Raw genomic sequence first — 17,424 nt, 5'->3', positions numbered from 1 at the left:
CCAGGCGACGAACGAGCACCCGCCCGGGGGACAGCCCGCGTCAGACCTGTTCGAGCCGCCGGGTCAGGAACCGCCGCTCGGGGGCCGAGGTGGCCAGATCGAGCGCCCGGCGGTACGCCGCCCGGGCCTCCTCGTCACGGCCGAGACGCCGCAACAGCTCGCCGCGGGTCGAGTGGAAATAGAGGTAGCCGTCCAGGTCGAGTCCATCGACCGTGCGCAGCGCCGCGGCGGGGTCGCCGGCCTGGGCCAGCGCCACGGCGCGGTTGAGTTCGATCACCGGGGAGCCGGTGAGTTCGACCAGCCGCCGGTACAGCTCGGCGACCTGCGGCCAGTCGATCCGCTCCCGAGCCTGCAGCGACGCGATCGCGGCCTGGGCGACGTAGGCGCCACGCCCGCCAAGCTCCATCGCCCGGTCGAGCACCGCCCGTCCCGCCGCGATCTGGCGCAGGTCCCACAGCGAACGGTCCTGATCGTCGAGCAGGACGAGGTCCTCGCCGGAGAACCGGGCCTGCCGCCGGGCGTGGTGGATCATCATCAGCGCGAGCAGCCCGTGCGCCTCCGGCTCGTCCGGCATCAGCGCGACGAGCAGTCGCCCCAGCCGGATGGCTTCGCCACCGAGGTCGAGCCGGCCGCTGTAGCCCTCGTTGTAGATCAGGTAGATGACGGCCAGCACCGCATCGACGCGGTCTGGAAGCAGGTGCGCGCCGGGCACCGCGAACGGGATCCCGGTCGCCTTGATCTTGGACTTGGCGCGGGTCAGGCGGCGCTTCATCGTCTCCTCGGAGACCAGGAACGCCCGAGCGATATCGGCGGTCTCCAGGCCGCCCAGCGCCCGCAGCGTGAGCGCTACCTGCCCTTCCAGCGGCAGCGCCGGGTGGCAGCAGGTGAAGATCAGCTCGAGCCGTTCATCCTTGATCACCGTGTCGTCCAACTCGTCCATGACGTTCTCCGGCACCGGCAGCAGGTGGATCTTCTCGGCCAGGGTGCGCTCCCGCCGGATCCGGTCGATCGCCCGGTTGCGGGCCGTCGTCACCAGCCACGCACCCGGGTTGGCAGGCACGCCCGCCACAGGCCAGCGCTCCGCTGCGGTCGCGAACGCGTCCTGCACGGCTTCCTCGGCCTTGTCGAAATCCCCGAGGAACCCGATCAGCGAGGCCAGCACCCGGCCCCACTCGTCCCGGAAGACCTCCTCAAGCACGGTCTCGCCGCAGTACCGGCCTGACCTCGACAACGCCGCCGAGCCGGGCGGCCGGGATGCGTGCGGCCAGTTCGATCGCCTCGTCCAGGTTTGCCGCCTCGATCAGGCAGAAGCCGCCGAGCACTTCCTTGGTGTCCGCGAACGGGCCGTCAGTCACCAGCGTCCGGCCACCGGCCACGCGCACGTTGGTGGCCGTCTCGACCGGCTGTAGCCGTGCGCTCTCGACGCAGCGGGGGTCATCGGCCAACGCGAAGTACTCCGCGTACGCCGCCTCACGTTCGGCTTGGGGCAGCGCCTCCTGGTAGCCGGGCTCGGCGTAGATGAGCAGGGCGTACTGCATCACAACCTCCAGGGCAGTGGGCTCTCACCTGAAAGACGAACGAGAAGCGGTGCGGGGGACACGACCGGCTCACGACTTGTTCCTTCGCTGCCGGGTCCGGAACGCGGCGACGCTCTCGCGGTGCGCGCCAGCGCGAACGTCTCGTAGTACGCAACACTCCTTGACCCATCACAACCTCTTCGTCAGCTTGAAACAGGTGAACGAGCGTTCACCTGTCACATCAGCTCGCAGTCAAGCGGCACCACGATGGCCAGTGACGCCAATATCCTGCATCACGTCGGACCCATCACTCGCGATCTCGACACGGCGATCGGACACTACGAGCGGCTCGGCTTCTCGTTCACGCCGCTGCCGCGCATCCCGGCTGCGCCCGAGGTCGAGCCAGGCGGGCCTGGTTGCAAGCTGCTGCAACGGCCGTGCAACACGGCGGCTCACGATCTACTCATGGACTGGTTCGGGACTGAACCGTATTCCCAGGGAGATCGTGATGAAGAACATGACGGAAGAACACAGGAACCAGGAACTTGTCGCGGCGGTCTGTCGGGAGCTCTACCTTCTCGCCGGTCGCGCGGAGCAGGCTGCGGCCGACGAGGCTTGCCGGGTGCCGTACTGGCAGGCGTGCCCGCCTTCGGTGAACGTGCACTGGACCGCGGCTCAGTTGCTGCGGGCCGATGCGAATCGACTCGAGTCCGGGGCCGGCTCGCTGGCCGAGGCGTGCTGAGGGGGGTGGCGGTCGTGAAGCAGATCCGGATCGTTCGTCCCAAGCCCCAGCGACCCTCGGTACCGCAACTGCCGGACACACGGACCCCGTCCGGCCGGCGGACCCTGCCCTTCTGACTAGGTCGCGCGGGAGCTCGTACGTGAAGGTGTGGCATCCAGACATGACAGCCCCGGGCGCTGCGAGGCCGACCCTGGCAGCGCTGGTGCGTGTTCTGGTTTCACAGGAGCGGACGTCGCTTTCTCTCGTTGACGAGTGCCTTCGCCGAATCGCAGAGCTAGACTCGGGACGCGACGGGCTGGGTGCCGTCCTCGCGCTGAACCCGCAGGCGAGGGCGCAGGCGGAGGCTGCGGATGAGCAGCTTGAACGCACCGGGCGGCAGCGCGGCCCGCTGCACGGAATCCCGGTCCTGATCAAAGACGTCTTCGAGACCGAGGGCATCCCGACGACCTTCGGCTGCGCGGCGTTCCAGGGCTACGTGCCCAGGCAGGACGCGGTCGCCGTACGGCGGCTCCGAGCGGCCGGCGCGATCGTGCTGGGCAAGACCAGTACTCCGGATCTAGCGATGTCCTGGCTCTCCGACTCGTCGAACGGGAGCAACACAGTCAACAGCCGATCGGCCGCGCACGAGCCCGGTGGTTCCAGTGCGGGGTCGGCAGTGGCGGTGGCGTCCGGGCTCGCTCCTGCGGGCCTCGGGTCAGACACCGGCGGCTCGGTCCGGGTGCCGGCCTCCTTCAACGGGGTCGTCGGCCTACGCCCGACCACGGGGCTGGTGTCCCCGGATGGCATGTCGTCGCTCGTGACGGCGCAGGACACCCCGGGTCCGCTGGCCGGCTGTGTCGACGACGCCGCTGTGCTGCTGCAGGTTCTCGCTGGTCACCAACGGCCGGTAGACGGGGCTCGCCGCCCGCTCGGTAGCTACCGGCTCGGTGTTCTCGCCTTGCCCGCCGAGCCGGTGGTATGGGATGGCGCCGACGAGGTCGCCGCCGTGGTCGACGCGGCGCTCGCACGGCTGGCCGGTGAGGGTGCCCGCATCCTCGATGACGTGGTGGTGCCGGACCTGCCTGCGCTGATGCGCGACAGCTCCCTGTACCTCACCACCGCACGAGACGACATCGACGCGTTCCTCGCCTCACGCCCCGAGCTCGGCAGCAGCTCCTTCCTCGACCTGTACTACGCCGAGGTGTTCCCCGAATCGCTCGACCTGGCCGAGCTGCTCGCGACGCGCAGCCAGTCCAGCGTCCAGCTGCGTGCCGAGCGACTGGCGAACCGACGCCGGCTGCAGGACGCAGTCGTGCGCGAGATGAGGAGTCTCCGCCTGGACGCCCTTGTCTACCCGACCGTGCGGGTGCCGGCACCCCTTCGAGACCGCAACCGCGAGTCGCTCCCCAGCCGGCTCCTTCCTGTCAACACGTTGATCGCGTCGCAGGCCGATCTACCGGCGCTGACCCTGCCCGCCGGTACGACGGACGCCGGGCTGCCGGTCGGACTGGAGCTGCTCGGCCGGCCAGGAACCGACGGTCCGCTCCTCGGGCTGGGTCGCGCCGTCGAGGGTGCCCTCAGGGACGGATAACGCCCATGCGGCACTCGAGATCCGTCCACATCGCCTCGTCGTCGAGCAGTGCCCTGCCGCGGTCGAGGGCGTCCCAAGCGAGCGTGATCACGGCTTGCAGGAGTCGTACTGGTTCGACTGCCTCGAGTACTGCGAGCGCACCAGTCGGCGTGAGGTCCACGATCCCGTCGGTCTGCTCGAGGCGGCACAGCCCCGGCTGGAGTAGACCGCTGAGACCGAACGCGAAGTACGTCGGCCGGGAGTTCTTTTCGGCGAAGGCGAGATCCTGCAGGGTGCTGGACCCGCCCAGCACGAACATCGAGTCGAGTCCCGCCGAGCGCGCACCGGCGATGTCGGTCTCGAGCCGGTCGCCCACCACGATGGTCGCGTCCCGCTCGGTGCCGAGCCGGGAACGCGCGAAGTCGAACAACGCCGCTTCCGGCTTGCCGGTGACGTGGGGGACGGCCGGGGTCGTCGTCCGCACCGCCCCGACGAGAGCTCCGTTGCCGGGAGCCTGTCCCCGCGAGGTCGGGATAGTCGCATCCAGGTTGGTCGCAACCCAGATCGCACCTGCCTGAACGAGATAGCCCACTTCCGCGAGCTCGCGCCAGCTCACCTCCTGACCGGCCCCCTGAACCACGGCTTCGACAGCCGTCGTACCGGAAAGCTCCGCTACGCCGAGCGGAGTCAGACCAGCCTCGGTCAGCCCCTCGGCGACGCCCGGACCACCGACCGCGAGCACCGGGGTGCCCGGCGACAGCCGGCCTGCCAGGTATGCCGCCGCGGCCTGCGCGCTCGTGACGACGGACCAGGCGGCAGGTTCCAGTCCCAACCGCCGGAGATGGTGGGCGACCGCGGCCGGCGGCCTGGACGCGTTGTTCGTCGCGAACGCCACCGGCATGCCGGCGACCACGGTGTTGAGGTCCGCGATCGCGCCGGGCACCTCCTTCGACCCCCGGTATACGACACCATCCAGGTCGCAGATCACTCCGCGGTAGTTCGCCACCAACGGCCTGCGGGCTGCGCTCACGAACCCGCCTTCTCGGGGACGCGAGCAGCCGTCGTCGACTCGCTCGCCCGGCGAGCACTCTGCACGAGCAACTGACGCGCGGCGGCATCGTCATCGCCAGGAGCACCGCTCGCCGCGGCCACCAGAGCCCGCGAGAACCCGAAGGTCACCCGCCACGGCACGCCCTGCTCTGCGGCGAGCGCGCTGACCGCACCGAGGTTCGCGCAGGCTTGGTCGAGCGACTGCCCGCCGGACAGCAGGAGTACGCCGGGCGTACCGCTCGGCAGGGCCCACTCCAGCAGCTGCAGGGTCTGTCGGGCCACCTGGTCCGGAGCGGCGGGGGACGGGTGCGACAGCCCGGCGACAACCATGTTGACCCGGATCAGAAGCTGTCGGGCATCGACGCCGGTCCGCTGGAGCTGGTCGCGCAGGGCCAGCAGGGCGTTGGTGGTCGTGGCCTGGTTCACGGTGATGCTGGACGAGCCGAGATCCGGCATGGCGATCGTCAGGACCGGCAGGAGACCCGCCGCCTGGGTTGCTGCCGCAGCGGAAGCGAGCTTGTCGGCCTCGATGTGGGTGGCGCCGTGGGGCACGTCCAGGGGAGAGAGGTGGGCGCGCCATTCCACGAACGAGGCGCCGTCCCGCGCCGCCTCGACAAGCCGGTCTCGGACGCCGGTCCCGGTCGGCGCCATCCGTACTCCGACCAGTGGCGGCGCGGCCGGCGACTCGGACAGCTGCCGGCGCAGCGGCAGTGTCGCCGCGAACGTCTCCGCTGTCAGGAGCAGGGCAGAGATGTGGTCTGTCAGCGCTGTTTCGCGCAGCGCCAGCTCTGCCGTGCTCGGGACGAGCGCCTCGGCGTACTCGTCGGCGACCAGCATCCCCTTGGGCGGTGCCAGGATCGCCGCCGCGGTCTCCTCGATCGTGCGCATCAGGACTCCTTGCAACGAAGGGTGGCGGTGTCCCGTTCGACGCTACGAGTCAACGCCGCTGGGCCCCTCACCCCTGCGGCTGAGGTCGCGGGTGACCTTTGCCCGTTGACCACCTGTCCCGAGCGAACCCTGCGACCACCCCTGCGGTCACCCCTGGGGTGGATGCCCGCAGCTCCGGCGCGAGGTGTGCTGGACGGGCCAGCCCACTAATCCACGCGAGGAGTGCCGATGCCGACCGAACGCTCGACGTTGACCCAGTTCCTGGCCGAGGAGCGGCGACGTCATCCCGGCCTGTGCGCGGACCTCAGCTCACTGATCGCCGACGTCGCCCTTGCCTGCAAGGCGATCTCGCACCGGATCACCACCGGCGCCCTCACCGGTGTGCTCGGAGGCAACGACGTCGTCAACGTCCAGGGCGAGCAGCAGCAGAAGCTCGACGTGCTGGCCAACGACATCTTCCTGCGGACGAACGAGGGCGGCGGGATGCTCACCGGCATGGCGTCCGAAGAGCTCGACCTGCCCTACGCCATCCCGTCGCGCCATCCGCGGGGGCAGTACCTGCTGACGTTCGACCCGCTCGACGGGTCGTCGAACATCGACGTCAACGTGTCGGTCGGCAGCATCTTCTCGATCCTCCGCGCACCGGTGCCCGGCGCCCACGCCCAGCCCGGCGACTTCCTGCAACCGGGCACCGAGCAGGTTGCCGGCGGCTATGCGATCTACGGTCCGTCGACCGTCCTGGTCCTCACCGTGGGCACCGGCGTCCACGCCTTCACGCTCGACCCGAGCGTCGGCGAGTTCCTGCTGACCCGGCAGGACATCAAGCTGCCGGCCTCGACGGCGGAGTTCGCGATCAACACCTCGAACCGGCGGTTCTGGCAGCCGGCCGTGGCGCGGTACGTCGACGAGTGTCTGGCCGGGACCTCGGGTCCTCGGCAGAAGGACTTCAACATGCGCTGGGTCGCCTCGCTGGTGGCCGAGACCCACCGGATCCTGACCCGCGGTGGCGTGTTCCTGTATCCGCGCGACTCGAAGGACCCGGCGAAGGAAGGCAGGTTGCGCCTGCTCTACGAGGCGAACCCGATCGCGTTCCTGATCGAGCAGGCGGGCGGCCTGGCGTCGACCGGACACGGGCGGGTGCTCGACGTCAGGCCGGCGCAGCTGCACCAGCGGATCGGATTCATCTTCGGTGCGCGTGAGGAAGTCGAGCGCATCGAGCGCTACCACGCCGAGCACTCCGGCGGTGACGCCGAGGAGCAGGACCACCCCCTGTACGGCTTCCGCGGCCTCTACCGGTCCGCCAGCTGAGGAGCGCCCATGACCACCCAGCACCCTGTCGTCGCGATCACCGGGTCGTCCGGCGCCGGCACCACCTCGGTGATGCGCACCTTCGAGCAGATCTTCCGGCGGGAGAAGGTGAACGCCGCCTTCGTGGAGGGCGACAGCTTCCACCGCTACGACCGGATGGGCATGAAGGAGCAGATGGAGAAGGCTCTGGCCTGTGGTGACCACACCTTCAGCCACTTCGGCCCCGAGGCCAACCTGTTCGAGGAACTTGAGTCGCTGTTCCGCGAGTACGGCGAGACGGGTGGCGGGCGGGTGCGCAGGTACCTGCACGACGAGGGGGAGGCCGCGCCGTACCGGCAGGAGCCCGGGACGTTCACGCCCTGGGAGGATCTCGCGACGGGTACCGACCTGCTGTTCTACGAAGGGCTGCACGGTGCCGTCGTCACCGAGGGGGTCGACGTCGCCCGGCACGCCGACCTGCTGATCGGCGTCGTCCCCGTGATCAACCTCGAGTGGACGCAGAAGCTGCACCGGGACAAGGCCAAGCGCGGCTACTCCACCGAGGCCGTGACGGAGACGATCCTGCGGCGGATGCACGACTACGTGACCTACATGTGCCCACAGTTCTCCCGGACCCACGTCAACTTCCAGCGCGTCCCGGTGGTGGACACGTCCAATCCCTTCATCGCCAGGACGATCCCGGCGCCGGACGAGTCGATGCTCGTGATCCGTTTCAAGGATCCGCAGGGGATCGACTTCCCCTACCTGCTGTCGATGCTGCACGACTCGTTCATGTCGAGGCCGAACACCATCGTCTGCCCCGGCGGAAAGATGGATCTGGCGATGCAGCTGATCTTCACGCCGATGCTGTGGCGGCTGCTCGAGCGCCGTCCGAAGACGCCCTGAACCCGCCCTGACATTCGGAGTTCCCCCACCCAGGAAGGCCATCGCCTGTGACTGTTCGTGTTGGAATCAACGGCTTCGGCCGCATCGGCCGCAACTTCTTCCGCGCCGTCCGCGCGTCGGGGGCCGACATCGAGATCGTCGGCGTCAACGACCTTGCCGACAACACCGTGCTGGCGCATCTGCTCAAGTACGACTCGATCCTCGGCCCCCTCGACGCCGACGTCACCGTGACGACCGATTCGATCGTCGTCGGTGGCGCCTCCGTCGCGGCATTGGCCGAGCGTGACCCCGCAGACCTGCCGTGGAAGGACCTCGGCGTCGACGTCGTGGTCGAGTCGACGGGCTTCTTCACCGATGCCACCAAGGCCCGGGCCCATGTCGACGCCGGCGGCGCGAAGAAGGTGATCATCTCCGCGCCGGCGACCAACGCGGACGCCACCTTCGTCATGGGCGTCAACCACGACCAGTACGACGCGGACGCGCACACGGTGATCTCCAACGCGTCCTGTACGACCAACTGCCTCGCGCCGATGGCCAAGGCGCTGCACGACGGTCTCGGCATCGTCAAGGGCCTGATGACCACGATCCACGGCTACACCGCCGACCAGAACCTCCAGGACAACATCCACAAGGACCTGCGCCGGGCCCGCGCGGCCGCGATCAACGTCGTACCGACCTCGACAGGGGCGGCGAAGGCCATCGGGCTGGTGCTTCCCGAGCTCGCGGGCCGGCTCGACGGCTATGCCCTCCGGGTCCCCGTTCCCACCGGCTCGGCGACCGACCTCACCTTCGAGGCATCGCGGGACACGACCGTTGCCGAGGTCAACGAGGTCGTCAGGGCTGCCGCCGAGGGGGTGTTGAAGGGCTACCTCCGGTACAGCGAGGCCCCGATCGTCTCCTCCGACATCGTGACCGACCCGGCGTCGTGCATCTTCGACGCGCCACTGACCAAGGTGCTCGGCAACCAGGTCAAGGTCGTGGGCTGGTACGACAACGAGTGGGGCTACTCCAACCGGCTGGCCGACCTCGTCGCCCTGGTCGGACGAGGCGCGTGAGCCGGTGACCACGATCGACGAGCTCGGTACCGAGCTGGGCGCTCGCTGATGCGTTCGTGAGTGACGGCTTCGGCGTCGTCCACCGCAAGCAGGCAGGAGGGTCACCGATCGTTCAAGCGACGGTGGTGGTGACCGGAGGGCGCCGGCCGGCTCGTGACAACACCGAGCCGGCCACCAGCCCCAGGGTCGCCCACAGCAGGGCGAGCAGGCCTAACGACTGGACCCGGAATCGCCAGACGAGCGCTGCGCCGACGTCGGAGGGGATCGCGTCGGGAGCAGCCGGCAGACCGGCGAACAGCAGCACGCAGCCCACGGCCAGAATCCCTGCGGCGGCCCAGGAGATGCGCGTGGACGACCAGCTCCGCCGGTGGCCGGTGCGGACGACGGTGACGACAGCCGCGGCGATCAGTGCCGAAACCACGATCGACGTGACGTAGAGAGTCGTGCGCTGGGTGACCGTGTCCGGGTCACCCACGGCCGGCGGGTTGGCCGGGTACTTGAGACCGGGCCCGAGGGCCAGGACGGCGAAGCATGCCACCGCGACCAGCAGGGCGCTGCGCAGCTCGCCCAGGTCCCAGGTACGGCGGACGCGGGCCAGGACGACGGCGTACACGAGCGAGAGCAGCAGCGCCGCGGCGATCACCGCGAGCGCGCCTCCCACCTGCTGCAGGCCACGGCCGACGAGTTCTGCGTCGTGGGTGTGTTCGGGGGTGGGGCCGCTGTGCGAGTGCTCGGCCGTCGCACGGCCCTCCTCCACCGCCAGCGCGATCCGGATCGTCGGCTCGACGACGAGCAGGGAGAAGACCGCGGCGGCGCCACCCGCCGCGGCTCCGCCCATGAGTGAGGCTCGAAGCGTGGTTGGCCACAGGCTCATCGGGTCACTGCCTAGTGGCACGGCACGCCGAGCGCGTGACGGCCGTCGTGGGTGAACTCGTGGACGTACGGCGCGATGCCTGACAGCAGGGCGCCGTTGTCCTGGAGCATCAGGTACAGCAGCAGCATGGCCAGCAGGGCGGTGAGATAGGCCCAGGCAGGGACCCGCTGAGCTGCTGCTGGCGTGACGGTGCTCGACATGGTCGTGTCTCCTTAACTGGTTGATGGACGGACGGGTTCCGGCGACGCGTTGTCGAGCGCGCGCCGGTAGACGTCGAGGTGTTGCGCGGCGGTGCCGGCCCACGAGTAAGAGGCGGCGACCTTCGGCCCGCGCTCGGCGAGCCGCTGCCGCGTGGCCGCATCGTCGACCAGCCGAGCCAGGCCCCGGGACAGGGAGTCGGAGTCGCCGGCCCTGGTCATGAGCGCGTCCCGCTCGTGCGTGAGGAACTCGTGGAAGACGTCGATGTCGGAAGTGACGACAGGGAGACCGGCAGCCATGGCTTCGAGGACGACCAGGCCCCAGCCCTCCTTGATCGACGGGAAGGCGAAGCCGTCCGCGGCGGCGAACCACTCCGGCAGTTCGTCGTGGGAGACAGTGCCGAGGAGTACGACGTCCTCGTCGAGCCGCAGCCCGTTCGATTCCAGCGAGTCGAGCACTCCTTGGCGGTACGCCCGGTAATCCTGGAACGAGTGGCCGCCGACGATCGCCAGCATGGGTGGGTGCGGGTGCGTCGCCTTCAACTGCGCCATCGCATCGATCAGATGGGCGGTGCCCTTGCGGGGCTCGATGCCGCCCACGGTCAGGTAGAGGAACCGGTCACCGGCACCGATGCGATCACGGAGTTCCTGCCGGCGTTGCTCGGTGATACCGGCGCCGAACCGGTCGGTGCGTACCCCGTTGGTGACGATGTCGGCCTTGACTCCGTAGTCGTCCAGCAGTTGTTGCTGCCAGCCCCGACTCACGACGAGGACGTCGTCAGGCTCGAGGATCGCGTTGCGCTGACAGTCGATCAGGGCCTGGGTGGTGAAGTCGTCGACGTGGTGCACCGTGCGGATCACCCGGTACGGCGTACCGGCGTCCCGCACCCTGGCCGCGGCCCGGGCCGAGATGCAGTCCTGGCTGTGCACGATGTCGAACCGGTCGCCGATCTCGCCGAGCGCGGTGGTGAGCGCCGCGATCGAGTCGAACACGCGCTCCTCTAGCGTGGCCGCCGGCTCCGGTGCGTCGACCAGGTGCACCGGCACGTCCACCTCGCGGAAGAACCCGCGGCCGTTCTCGGACAGCGCCACCACGGTGACGTCGACTCCCTCGGCCTGCAACGCCTCCGCCAGCTCAAGGGTGTGGACGACGCCACCGCGTGGCTTGACGGAGTACGTCGTGAGCGCGAGGCGCAGGGGTGATCCCATCGGGCGCCCCCTACAGCTCGGTGGCGACGAGGGCCGGGTCGCGCAGGGCGATCGCCGATGCCGCCAGGGCTGCCCGCGCGGCCGTCTCTGTCACGATGCAGCCCGCCTGTCGCAGCGTCTCCTGCTGGGCCGCGAAGCCCTGCGGGTCGCGCTCCGTGCCGAGCACGTAGGCGACGACCGCCGCGCCGGAGGCGGTGACCTTCTCGATCGCGGCGGCGAGCGTGCCGGCCGGGTCGTCGTGTGCGCCGTCGCCGATGACGACGTCGAGCAGGACGGCCGCGACGCGGTTGTCGTCGACCTGGCGCTCGAGGAACTCGATGCGGGCCTGCGGATCGATCATCGGGTGCGGGCGGCCCTTGGTGTACTCCTCCTCGCCGAGGTCGAGGAACAGGTGGGCATCCGGCGCCGCGGTGTCGACGGTCAACGACTTGTCCAGCGGCACGTTGGAGTGGATCGGGCCGAGGTGGTCGGTCGCGATCGTCAGAGCCTCGTAGCAGAGCGTGCCCCCGCTATAGAGACCGACGACCTTGCGGCGGGTGGAATCCAGGCCGGTGATCAGGCCCGCCACCTGCTCGGCCAGGTCCTGCACCAGGTCGGGGGCGGAGCCGCCGATCAGGCCGAGGGTCCGGATTGCGCCCTGCTCGAGTGTGTTCACGACGGTGACGTTGTCGGCGGTCGAGAGCTTGTCGCGCAGACCCATCAGCGCCGCGACCGTCGGCTTGGACGGCACCTTGAGCAGCCGCTCGGCGACATCGCGGGCCGGTGGCTTCGAGACCAGCAGGATCGCCTGGGTCCGGTCGTCGGCGTCGAGGGCCCGGATCGCGGACTCGGCCATCAGCCCGCCGACCTCCGGCGAGAGGTCGCGGCCGCCGACGCCGATGACGTGGGACACCCCGACCCCCCAGCGGTCCAGCAGGCTCATCACCTCCTGGGCGCCGGTCCCGGCCGCGGCGACGATGCCGACCGGCCCGGCCGCCACCCGGTTCGCGAACCCGAGCCCGGCACCGGCGATCATCGCGGTACCTGCTCCGGGTCCCATCACCAGCCGGCCGAGGTCGCGGGCCCGCTCCTTGAGTTCGATCTCGTCGGCGAGCGGCACGTTGTCGCTGAACAGCAGGACGTCGAGACCCGCGCTGAGCGCCTTGTGGGTCTCCAGCGCCGCGTAGGCGCCTGGTACCGACACGATGGCCACGTTGGCGTCGGGGTGCTCGGCAACCGCTCCGGCGAGATCTGTGGTGCTCTGCGCGGCGACCTCGTCCTCGCCGGTGTTCGCGGCGAAGAGAGTGGCCTCGGCGCTCTCGAGGGCGGCGGTCGCCGCCGCGTCGTCGTCGGCCCGGACAGCGAGCACCAGATCGTTCGCCGCGGCTTCACCGGAATCGCCCGCGATGCCCTGCTCCTCGAGGGTCGCGAGGTTCGCCGGCGTGGCCATCAGGGCCCAGCCCCACGAGACGCCGGGCGATCCGAGGATGGCGCGGGTCGCCTCGAGGAGACGAACGCTGTCCTTGTAAGAGTTCTTGCGTACGGTGACGCGGGTGCTCATCCGACAAGCTCCTTGGTGTCGACAGAGGTGGGAACATCAGCAGCCAGGATTCGGGTGCCACGGTTTCCCTCCACGACGCCGTGTGGTTCGTCGAGGGTGGCGTAGACGAGTTCAGGGGTCGTGATGGCCGCGAAGCGCGGCCGCTCCGCCGAGGTCGAACCCTCGACGAACTTGATCGCCGCGCTGATCTTGGGACCCATGCTCCCGGCGGGGAACTGGCCGTCCGCGAGGTGCTGCCGGGCTTCGCGCGCCGTCAGGTCCTCGACGGACCGTTCCCGCGGAGTCCCGAAGTCGAGCTTGACCGACGGGACGCCGGTGACCATGACCAGAGCATTGGCATGCGCCGCCACCGCGATGCGTTCGGCCGCGAAGTCCTTGTCGATGACGGCATCCACGCCCCGGAGTACGCCGTGGTCGTCGACCACCGGGATACCGCCGCCGCCGGCCGCGACGACGATGTGACCCGACCGGGTCAGTGCCGCGATGGCGTCGGCCTCGAGGATCGCCTGCGGCGTGGGGGAGGGGACGACTCGCCGGTACCCCCGGCCGGCGTCCGGAACCATCGTCCAGCCGCGGCTCTCGGCGAACTTGGCGGCCTCGGCCTCGGGGAAGAACGGCCCGATGGGTTTGCTCGGGTTCGCAAAGGCCGGGTCGTCCTTGTCCACCACGATGTGGGTGACCACGGAGACCGCACCTGAGACCTCCGCGCCGCAAACCTCGTGCAGAGCAAGGCAGATCAGGCTGCCGAGGGCGCCCTGTGTCATCGCGCCGAGGGAGAACAGCGGAAGCGCCGGGACCAGCCGGGCGCCCTCCTCGTGCTGGATGGCGAGGTTCCCGACCTGCGGCCCGTTGCCGTGGACGATGATGACCTGCCAGCCCTTGCGCAGCAGGGACCGGACCGATCTGGCCATCGCCAGAGCGTTCCGGTACTGCTCGTCGAGGGTTCCCCGCTGATCCTCGCGGGTGAGGGCGTTGCCGCCGAGGGCGATGACCGCGATATCACTCATGAACAGCTCCACTGTCGGACGAATCTGCGCCAGCGACTAGAACATAGCAGACGGACGTGTCGTATAGTAGATGAAAGAGCCGCCTGACCGACGGAGATGTGCCATGACCGACGAGATGACCGCACGTGCGCTTCGCTCCTCCTGGCAAGCCGCGGAGCAAACCCTCTACTCGATGGGTGGAGGCGACGTCGGGCGCTACGAACGCGCTGTCATGCTGGTGCGGGCGGTCTTCGACGAACTGCGCGAGACGGAGTCGACGGCCACTCTGGTCGACAGGTGGCCGGACGCCGGCGCGATCGTGGCGGCTGCCGCGGAGCGCGCCGGGCTGGGGCTCGGGTCGCTGCCTGTCGATCAGGTCGCCGGCGCCGGCTTCGCGCTCCGCCATGCCGCGTTGCGCGAGGCGGAGACCCGGCGCGCGCGGGCCGAGCTCATCGCCGCCGCGCGGGCCGAGGGTGCGGAGTGGGTCGCCCTGCACGAGACAGGCGACCCGCTCGCCGGGTTCGCGGACCCTTACGGCTCGATCCGGCTGCACCTCACCTCCGGGTTGGCGATCGTGGCCGGCGTACAGCCGGACCCGGCCACCGGGGCCGTCGCCCACACCCTCACCGTGGTCGGCCTGGATCCGCTCAACGGCGAGCTGGTCGACGACGATCCGGGGATCGCGGACCTGACGTACTCCGACTGCACCTCGTTCCGCAGCGGCGAGGTCGCGCTGCGCGGACTCGTCGAAGAGGTCGCCACTCAAGGAACGTGTCGGATAATGGACGATTGTGTCGTATATGAAGTATGGTGAGTCATTGACCTGCCCGCCTCGCGGACAGCGTGGCGCGCTCGGAAGGAGCCCTCGTGAACCGGACAGCCATTGCCACCATCGACGACGGTAGTCGACTGAGCGATCTGATCCTCGAGCTTCAGGAGAAGGGGCTCAAGGTCACCGGCCCGTTGGAGCGAAGGCCCGGCGGTGCCGGACCCTCGGACGCCGGCATGATCTGGGTGGAGGGCACGCCGGTCACCGTTCCGGTCGATGCCGAATACGTTGCGAGTACGCCGTTGTCCCTGGTGGCCGAGGATTCCGGTCACGCGATCTACCGCGACGGGGTCAGGCTCGCCTCCGCCACGCCGGCCGGTCGGCCGCGGTTCTACGACCTCACGACCGCCGACGGGACGCCGTACTGGAAGCTCGCCCTGATGCACCTGGATTCTCTCGCGAGCACTGTCCTGCAGACCTGTGCCTACTGGGGCAACGACGACCAGTGCACGTTCTGCGGGATCGGTGTCTCGCTCTCGTCGGGCAACACGGTCAAGGTGAAGCGGCCCGAGCAGCTCGCGGAGGTCGCCGTCGCGGCTCGTGACCTCGACGGCGCAGTGGACATCACGCTGACCACCGGCTCGACCTTGGGCAGGGACCGCGGCGCCTACTACGTCAGCAAGTGTGGTCATGCCATGAAGGAGGCCTCGGGTCTGCCGGTCGAGGTGCAGTTCGAGCCGCCGACGGATCTCGCCGTCATCGACAGGGTGCACGACCTCGGCATCGACTCGCTCGGCATCCACGTCGAGTCGTTCGACCCCGACGTGCTGGCGAGAGTCGCGCCGCCCAAGGCAAGGACCGGCATCGAGCGGTACTTCGAGACCTGGGAGTACGCGGTCGAGCGGTTCGGCGAGGGGCAGGTCTCGACCTATGTCATCCTCGGGATGGGCGAGGATCCCGAGGTGACCCTGGCCGGGTGCAAGCGGGCCATCGACATCGGTGTCTACCCGTTCATCGTCCCGCTCCGGCCGGTCCCGGGCAGTCTGATGGCGGATGCGACCCCGCCGAGCCGGGCGTACACCGAGAGGATCGCCCGGGCGGTGGCGCCGGAGCTCGTCAAGCGCGGGCTGACTGCAGACAAGGTCTCGGCGGGCTGCGCGAGGTGCCAGGCGTGCTCCGCTCTCGGGTCGCTGGAGCGGACCATTCAGCTGGGAATGCCCAAGCTTGGGGGCGCTCTGCCGGGGCGTGCGTCGTGAACCGCTCGGCGGACATCGGTATCTGGCGCGCGGCCGGGCCGGATCTCACGGTGCACTACTCGATCCGTCACCAGGTCTTCGTGCTCGAGCAGCACGTGATGATGCTGACCGACATCGACCTGCGTGACATCGAGCCGAGCACGATCCACGTGCTGGCCGCCCGGGGAGCACGGGCCGCCGGCACGGTGCGCGTCTATCCCCTGGAGAACGGTCTTTGGCAGGGAGACCGGCTCGCCGTGCTTCCCTCACACCGCTCGTCCCTGATCGGCGCCGAGCTCGTCCGCTTCGCGGTCGCGACCGCCGCCGCCAACGGCGGTGGCTGGATGCGGGCGCAGATCCAGCTGCCCAACGTGCGGTTCTTCGAGCGGCTCGGCTGGGTCCGCTCCGGCGATCCCGAGCCGTACTGCGGGTTCGACCACCAGCCGATGCTCTTCGACCTGGCTGAGGCGCTCGCACCGCAGCACCTCGGCCGGCCAGACCAGGTGCTGCTCGAGGACGCGATGGAGACGCCGAGCCTGCGGGCAGGCTAGATCCCGACAGCTAGATCCTGGCAGCTAGATCCACAGACCGGTCACGGCCTCGGTGGCGAGGTCCACCATGATTGCCTCGCTTCCGCCGCGCGCCAAGGTCAGTTGGCTGGCCCCGGTCACCTCGCCCACCGGCTCGCACGTCAGGCCGTGCCGATGGAACACGGTCTGACAGTCAGCGACCCGGTCCGCCGTCGTGGTGAGCCAGAATCCGTAGGTAGGAAAGGCGAGCAGCCATCGGAGCGGATCCGTCTCCGTGGGGTATGGCATCAGGTCGAGGTCTACCCGCGCGCCGTGCCGGGTGAATTCGAGCAGCATGGCCAGCGAGCCGAGAGCCCCGGCCATGGAGACGTCCTTGGCGGCCACCGCGGCCCCGGTGCCGGCGACCTCGGCGAGCAGGCGCACGTCGCGGGCGAGGGTCGCGGACTGCTGGTCGATCGAGGTGAAGAAGGGGAAGTCCGCGCGCAGGGTGCCGTCCAGGCAGGCGGCGAACAGCACGGTCTGGCCCGGCCGGACATTTGCCATCGACAACGGACGCCGCACCTGTCCGAGCGCGAAGGCGGACAGCGACGCGTCGGAGTCCGCCCGGGTCAGGTGTCCCCCGACGATCGGCACGTCGTACATCAAGGCCGCGTCGCGCATGCCGCGCAGTACCTCCGAGACGTCCGCGTCGCGACCGACGACCGTGTTGACGATGGCCTTCGGGATGCCACCCATCGCGGCGACGTCGTTGACGTTGGCCAGTACCGCGGCGATGCCGGCGCCGTACGGGTCCTTGCGCACGAAGGCGGGGGCGATCGCCTCACCGCAGACGACCGCGCTGGCTCCGTCGAGCTCCACCACCGCGCCGTCGTCGCCCGGACCGTGCACGGGGTCGCTGGTGTCGACGAAGGTCCGGACCCGGGCGATGGCGGACTTGCCCGAGACGCCGGCGTGCGAACGCACCGCCGCCACCAGGTCGTCCAGCGGAGGTTCGGTGCGGAGCAGGGGTGGACTGGTCATGTCGCGTATCTTATAGTAAATGCCCATATCGGTCGAGAGATGTCAGCCCGGCCGGATCAACCGTCGAAAG

18 protein-coding genes are annotated in these 17,424 nt (G+C 69.6%); 8 read left to right on the top strand and 10 right to left on the bottom strand.

Annotation, left to right across the window (positions count from 1 at the left end):
* Nucleotides 1-40 precede the first annotated feature (40 nt).
* Nucleotides 41-1,198, bottom strand: coding sequence for an RNA polymerase sigma factor (locus EV648_RS21410; RefSeq protein WP_241995440.1), 1,158 nt, complete (start codon nucleotides 1,196-1,198; stop codon nucleotides 41-43).
* On the bottom strand, nucleotides 1,191-1,538 hold the full coding sequence (locus EV648_RS21405; RefSeq protein WP_132294517.1) for a YciI family protein: 348 nt from the start codon (nucleotides 1,536-1,538) through the stop codon (nucleotides 1,191-1,193). The genes EV648_RS21410 and EV648_RS21405 overlap by 8 nt, the downstream gene beginning before the upstream one ends.
* 487 nt (nucleotides 1,539-2,025) lie before the next feature.
* On the opposite strand from EV648_RS21405, the gene EV648_RS21400 reads away from it, so the two are divergent.
* Nucleotides 2,026-2,259, top strand: a complete 234-nt coding sequence (locus tag EV648_RS21400) for a hypothetical protein (RefSeq protein WP_132294514.1) — start codon at nucleotides 2,026-2,028, stop codon at nucleotides 2,257-2,259.
* Nucleotides 2,260-2,461: 202 nt separating this feature from the next.
* Nucleotides 2,462-3,829 carry an amidase gene (locus tag EV648_RS21395; protein ID WP_158294039.1) on the top strand — a complete coding sequence of 456 codons (1,368 nt, stop codon included), beginning with the start codon at nucleotides 2,462-2,464 and terminating at the stop codon, nucleotides 3,827-3,829.
* On the opposite strand, the gene EV648_RS21390 is transcribed toward EV648_RS21395, so the two are convergent.
* Entirely contained in the window at nucleotides 3,816-4,838 is a 1,023-nt protein-coding gene (locus tag EV648_RS21390; RefSeq protein ID WP_132294508.1) for an HAD-IIA family hydrolase, read from the bottom strand. The two genes, EV648_RS21395 and EV648_RS21390, sit on opposite strands and share 14 nt — an antisense overlap.
* Nucleotides 4,835-5,746, bottom strand: a complete 912-nt coding sequence (locus tag EV648_RS21385) for a class I fructose-bisphosphate aldolase (RefSeq protein WP_132294505.1) — start codon at nucleotides 5,744-5,746, stop codon at nucleotides 4,835-4,837. The genes EV648_RS21390 and EV648_RS21385 overlap by 4 nt, the downstream gene beginning before the upstream one ends.
* Before the next feature lie 228 nt (nucleotides 5,747-5,974).
* On the opposite strand from EV648_RS21385, the gene EV648_RS21380 reads away from it, so the two are divergent.
* The 3 genes from EV648_RS21380 to gap are packed head-to-tail and all read left to right on the top strand — an operon-like array spanning nucleotide 5,975 to nucleotide 8,994.
* Nucleotides 5,975-7,054: a class 1 fructose-bisphosphatase gene (locus EV648_RS21380; RefSeq protein WP_132294502.1), complete on the top strand. Its 1,080-nt coding sequence runs from the start codon at nucleotides 5,975-5,977 to the stop codon at nucleotides 7,052-7,054.
* Between the two features lie 9 nt (nucleotides 7,055-7,063).
* Nucleotides 7,064-7,939 (top strand): phosphoribulokinase, encoded by an 876-nt coding sequence (locus tag EV648_RS21375; RefSeq protein WP_132294499.1) that lies wholly within the window; start codon nucleotides 7,064-7,066, stop codon nucleotides 7,937-7,939.
* A gap of 47 nt (nucleotides 7,940-7,986) precedes the next feature.
* Entirely contained in the window at nucleotides 7,987-8,994 is a 1,008-nt protein-coding gene (gene gap / locus EV648_RS21370) for a type I glyceraldehyde-3-phosphate dehydrogenase (protein WP_132294496.1), read from the top strand.
* A gap of 112 nt (nucleotides 8,995-9,106) precedes the next feature.
* On the opposite strand, the gene EV648_RS21365 is transcribed toward gap, so the two are convergent.
* Genes EV648_RS21365 through EV648_RS21345 form a run of 5 tightly spaced genes read right to left on the bottom strand, consistent with a single transcriptional unit; the run spans nucleotide 9,107 to nucleotide 13,821 of the window.
* Complete coding sequence (locus EV648_RS21365) at nucleotides 9,107-9,868, bottom strand: CbtA family protein (protein ID WP_132294493.1); 762 nt, start codon at nucleotides 9,866-9,868, stop codon at nucleotides 9,107-9,109.
* 11 nt (nucleotides 9,869-9,879) lie between these two features.
* Complete coding sequence (locus EV648_RS21360; RefSeq protein WP_132294490.1) at nucleotides 9,880-10,068, bottom strand: CbtB-domain containing protein; 189 nt, start codon at nucleotides 10,066-10,068, stop codon at nucleotides 9,880-9,882.
* Between the two features lie 12 nt (nucleotides 10,069-10,080).
* Nucleotides 10,081-11,274 (bottom strand): MSMEG_0565 family glycosyltransferase, encoded by a 1,194-nt coding sequence (locus EV648_RS21355; RefSeq protein ID WP_132294487.1) that lies wholly within the window; start codon nucleotides 11,272-11,274, stop codon nucleotides 10,081-10,083.
* 10 nt (nucleotides 11,275-11,284) lie between these two features.
* Nucleotides 11,285-12,814, bottom strand: coding sequence for a protein FdrA (locus EV648_RS21350; RefSeq protein ID WP_132294484.1), 1,530 nt, complete (start codon nucleotides 12,812-12,814; stop codon nucleotides 11,285-11,287).
* Nucleotides 12,811-13,821: a carbamate kinase gene (locus EV648_RS21345; protein WP_132294481.1), complete on the bottom strand. Its 1,011-nt coding sequence runs from the start codon at nucleotides 13,819-13,821 to the stop codon at nucleotides 12,811-12,813. Before EV648_RS21345 ends, EV648_RS21350 begins: the two co-directional genes overlap by 4 nt.
* Nucleotides 13,822-13,924: 103 nt before the next feature.
* Here EV648_RS21345 and EV648_RS21340 point away from each other — a divergent pair, with 103 nt between their 5' ends.
* The 3 genes from EV648_RS21340 to EV648_RS21330 are packed head-to-tail and all read left to right on the top strand — an operon-like array spanning nucleotide 13,925 to nucleotide 16,355.
* The gene (locus tag EV648_RS21340; RefSeq protein WP_132294478.1) at nucleotides 13,925-14,614 is read left to right on the top strand and encodes a hypothetical protein; all 690 of its coding nucleotides are present in this window, start codon (nucleotides 13,925-13,927) and stop codon (nucleotides 14,612-14,614) included.
* 53 nt (nucleotides 14,615-14,667) lie between these two features.
* The gene (locus EV648_RS21335) at nucleotides 14,668-15,825 is read left to right on the top strand and encodes an MSMEG_0568 family radical SAM protein (RefSeq protein WP_132294475.1); all 1,158 of its coding nucleotides are present in this window, start codon (nucleotides 14,668-14,670) and stop codon (nucleotides 15,823-15,825) included.
* Nucleotides 15,822-16,355 (top strand): MSMEG_0567/Sll0786 family nitrogen starvation N-acetyltransferase, encoded by a 534-nt coding sequence (locus EV648_RS21330; protein ID WP_158294038.1) that lies wholly within the window; start codon nucleotides 15,822-15,824, stop codon nucleotides 16,353-16,355. The genes EV648_RS21335 and EV648_RS21330 overlap by 4 nt, the downstream gene beginning before the upstream one ends.
* Nucleotides 16,356-16,379: 24 nt before the next feature.
* Here the strand turns inward: EV648_RS21330 and EV648_RS21325 are convergent, their stop codons facing one another.
* Nucleotides 16,380-17,354 carry an AIR synthase related protein gene (locus EV648_RS21325; protein ID WP_158294037.1) on the bottom strand — a complete coding sequence of 325 codons (975 nt, stop codon included), beginning with the start codon at nucleotides 17,352-17,354 and terminating at the stop codon, nucleotides 16,380-16,382.
* Nucleotides 17,355-17,424 lie beyond the last annotated feature (70 nt).

This window comes from Kribbella sp. VKM Ac-2568 (genome assembly GCF_004345365.1).
Lineage (GTDB): Bacteria > Actinomycetota > Actinomycetes > Propionibacteriales > Kribbellaceae > Kribbella > Kribbella orskensis.
Note: the sequence above shows the minus strand (reverse complement) of the source record. Positions and strands in the feature narration are given on the sequence as shown.

Coding starts and splice junctions, on each gene's coding strand:
- EV648_RS21365 (WP_132294493.1), bottom strand. CDS start 9,868: ATGAGCCTGTGGCCAACCACGCTTCGAGCCTCACTCATGGGCGGAGCC.
- EV648_RS21345 (WP_132294481.1), bottom strand. CDS start 13,821: ATGAGTGATATCGCGGTCATCGCCCTCGGCGGCAACGCCCTCACCCGC.
- EV648_RS21325 (WP_158294037.1), bottom strand. CDS start 17,354: ATGACCAGTCCACCCCTGCTCCGCACCGAACCTCCGCTGGACGACCTG.
- EV648_RS21355 (WP_132294487.1), bottom strand. CDS start 11,274: ATGGGATCACCCCTGCGCCTCGCGCTCACGACGTACTCCGTCAAGCCA.
- EV648_RS21405 (WP_132294517.1), bottom strand. CDS start 1,538: ATGCAGTACGCCCTGCTCATCTACGCCGAGCCCGGCTACCAGGAGGCG.
- EV648_RS21360 (WP_132294490.1), bottom strand. CDS start 10,068: ATGTCGAGCACCGTCACGCCAGCAGCAGCTCAGCGGGTCCCTGCCTGG.
- EV648_RS21375 (WP_132294499.1), top strand. CDS start 7,064: ATGACCACCCAGCACCCTGTCGTCGCGATCACCGGGTCGTCCGGCGCC.
- EV648_RS21385 (WP_132294505.1), bottom strand. CDS start 5,746: ATGCGCACGATCGAGGAGACCGCGGCGGCGATCCTGGCACCGCCCAAG.
- EV648_RS21340 (WP_132294478.1), top strand. CDS start 13,925: ATGACCGACGAGATGACCGCACGTGCGCTTCGCTCCTCCTGGCAAGCC.
- EV648_RS21380 (WP_132294502.1), top strand. CDS start 5,975: ATGCCGACCGAACGCTCGACGTTGACCCAGTTCCTGGCCGAGGAGCGG.
- EV648_RS21350 (WP_132294484.1), bottom strand. CDS start 12,814: ATGAGCACCCGCGTCACCGTACGCAAGAACTCTTACAAGGACAGCGTT.
- EV648_RS21400 (WP_132294514.1), top strand. CDS start 2,026: ATGAAGAACATGACGGAAGAACACAGGAACCAGGAACTTGTCGCGGCG.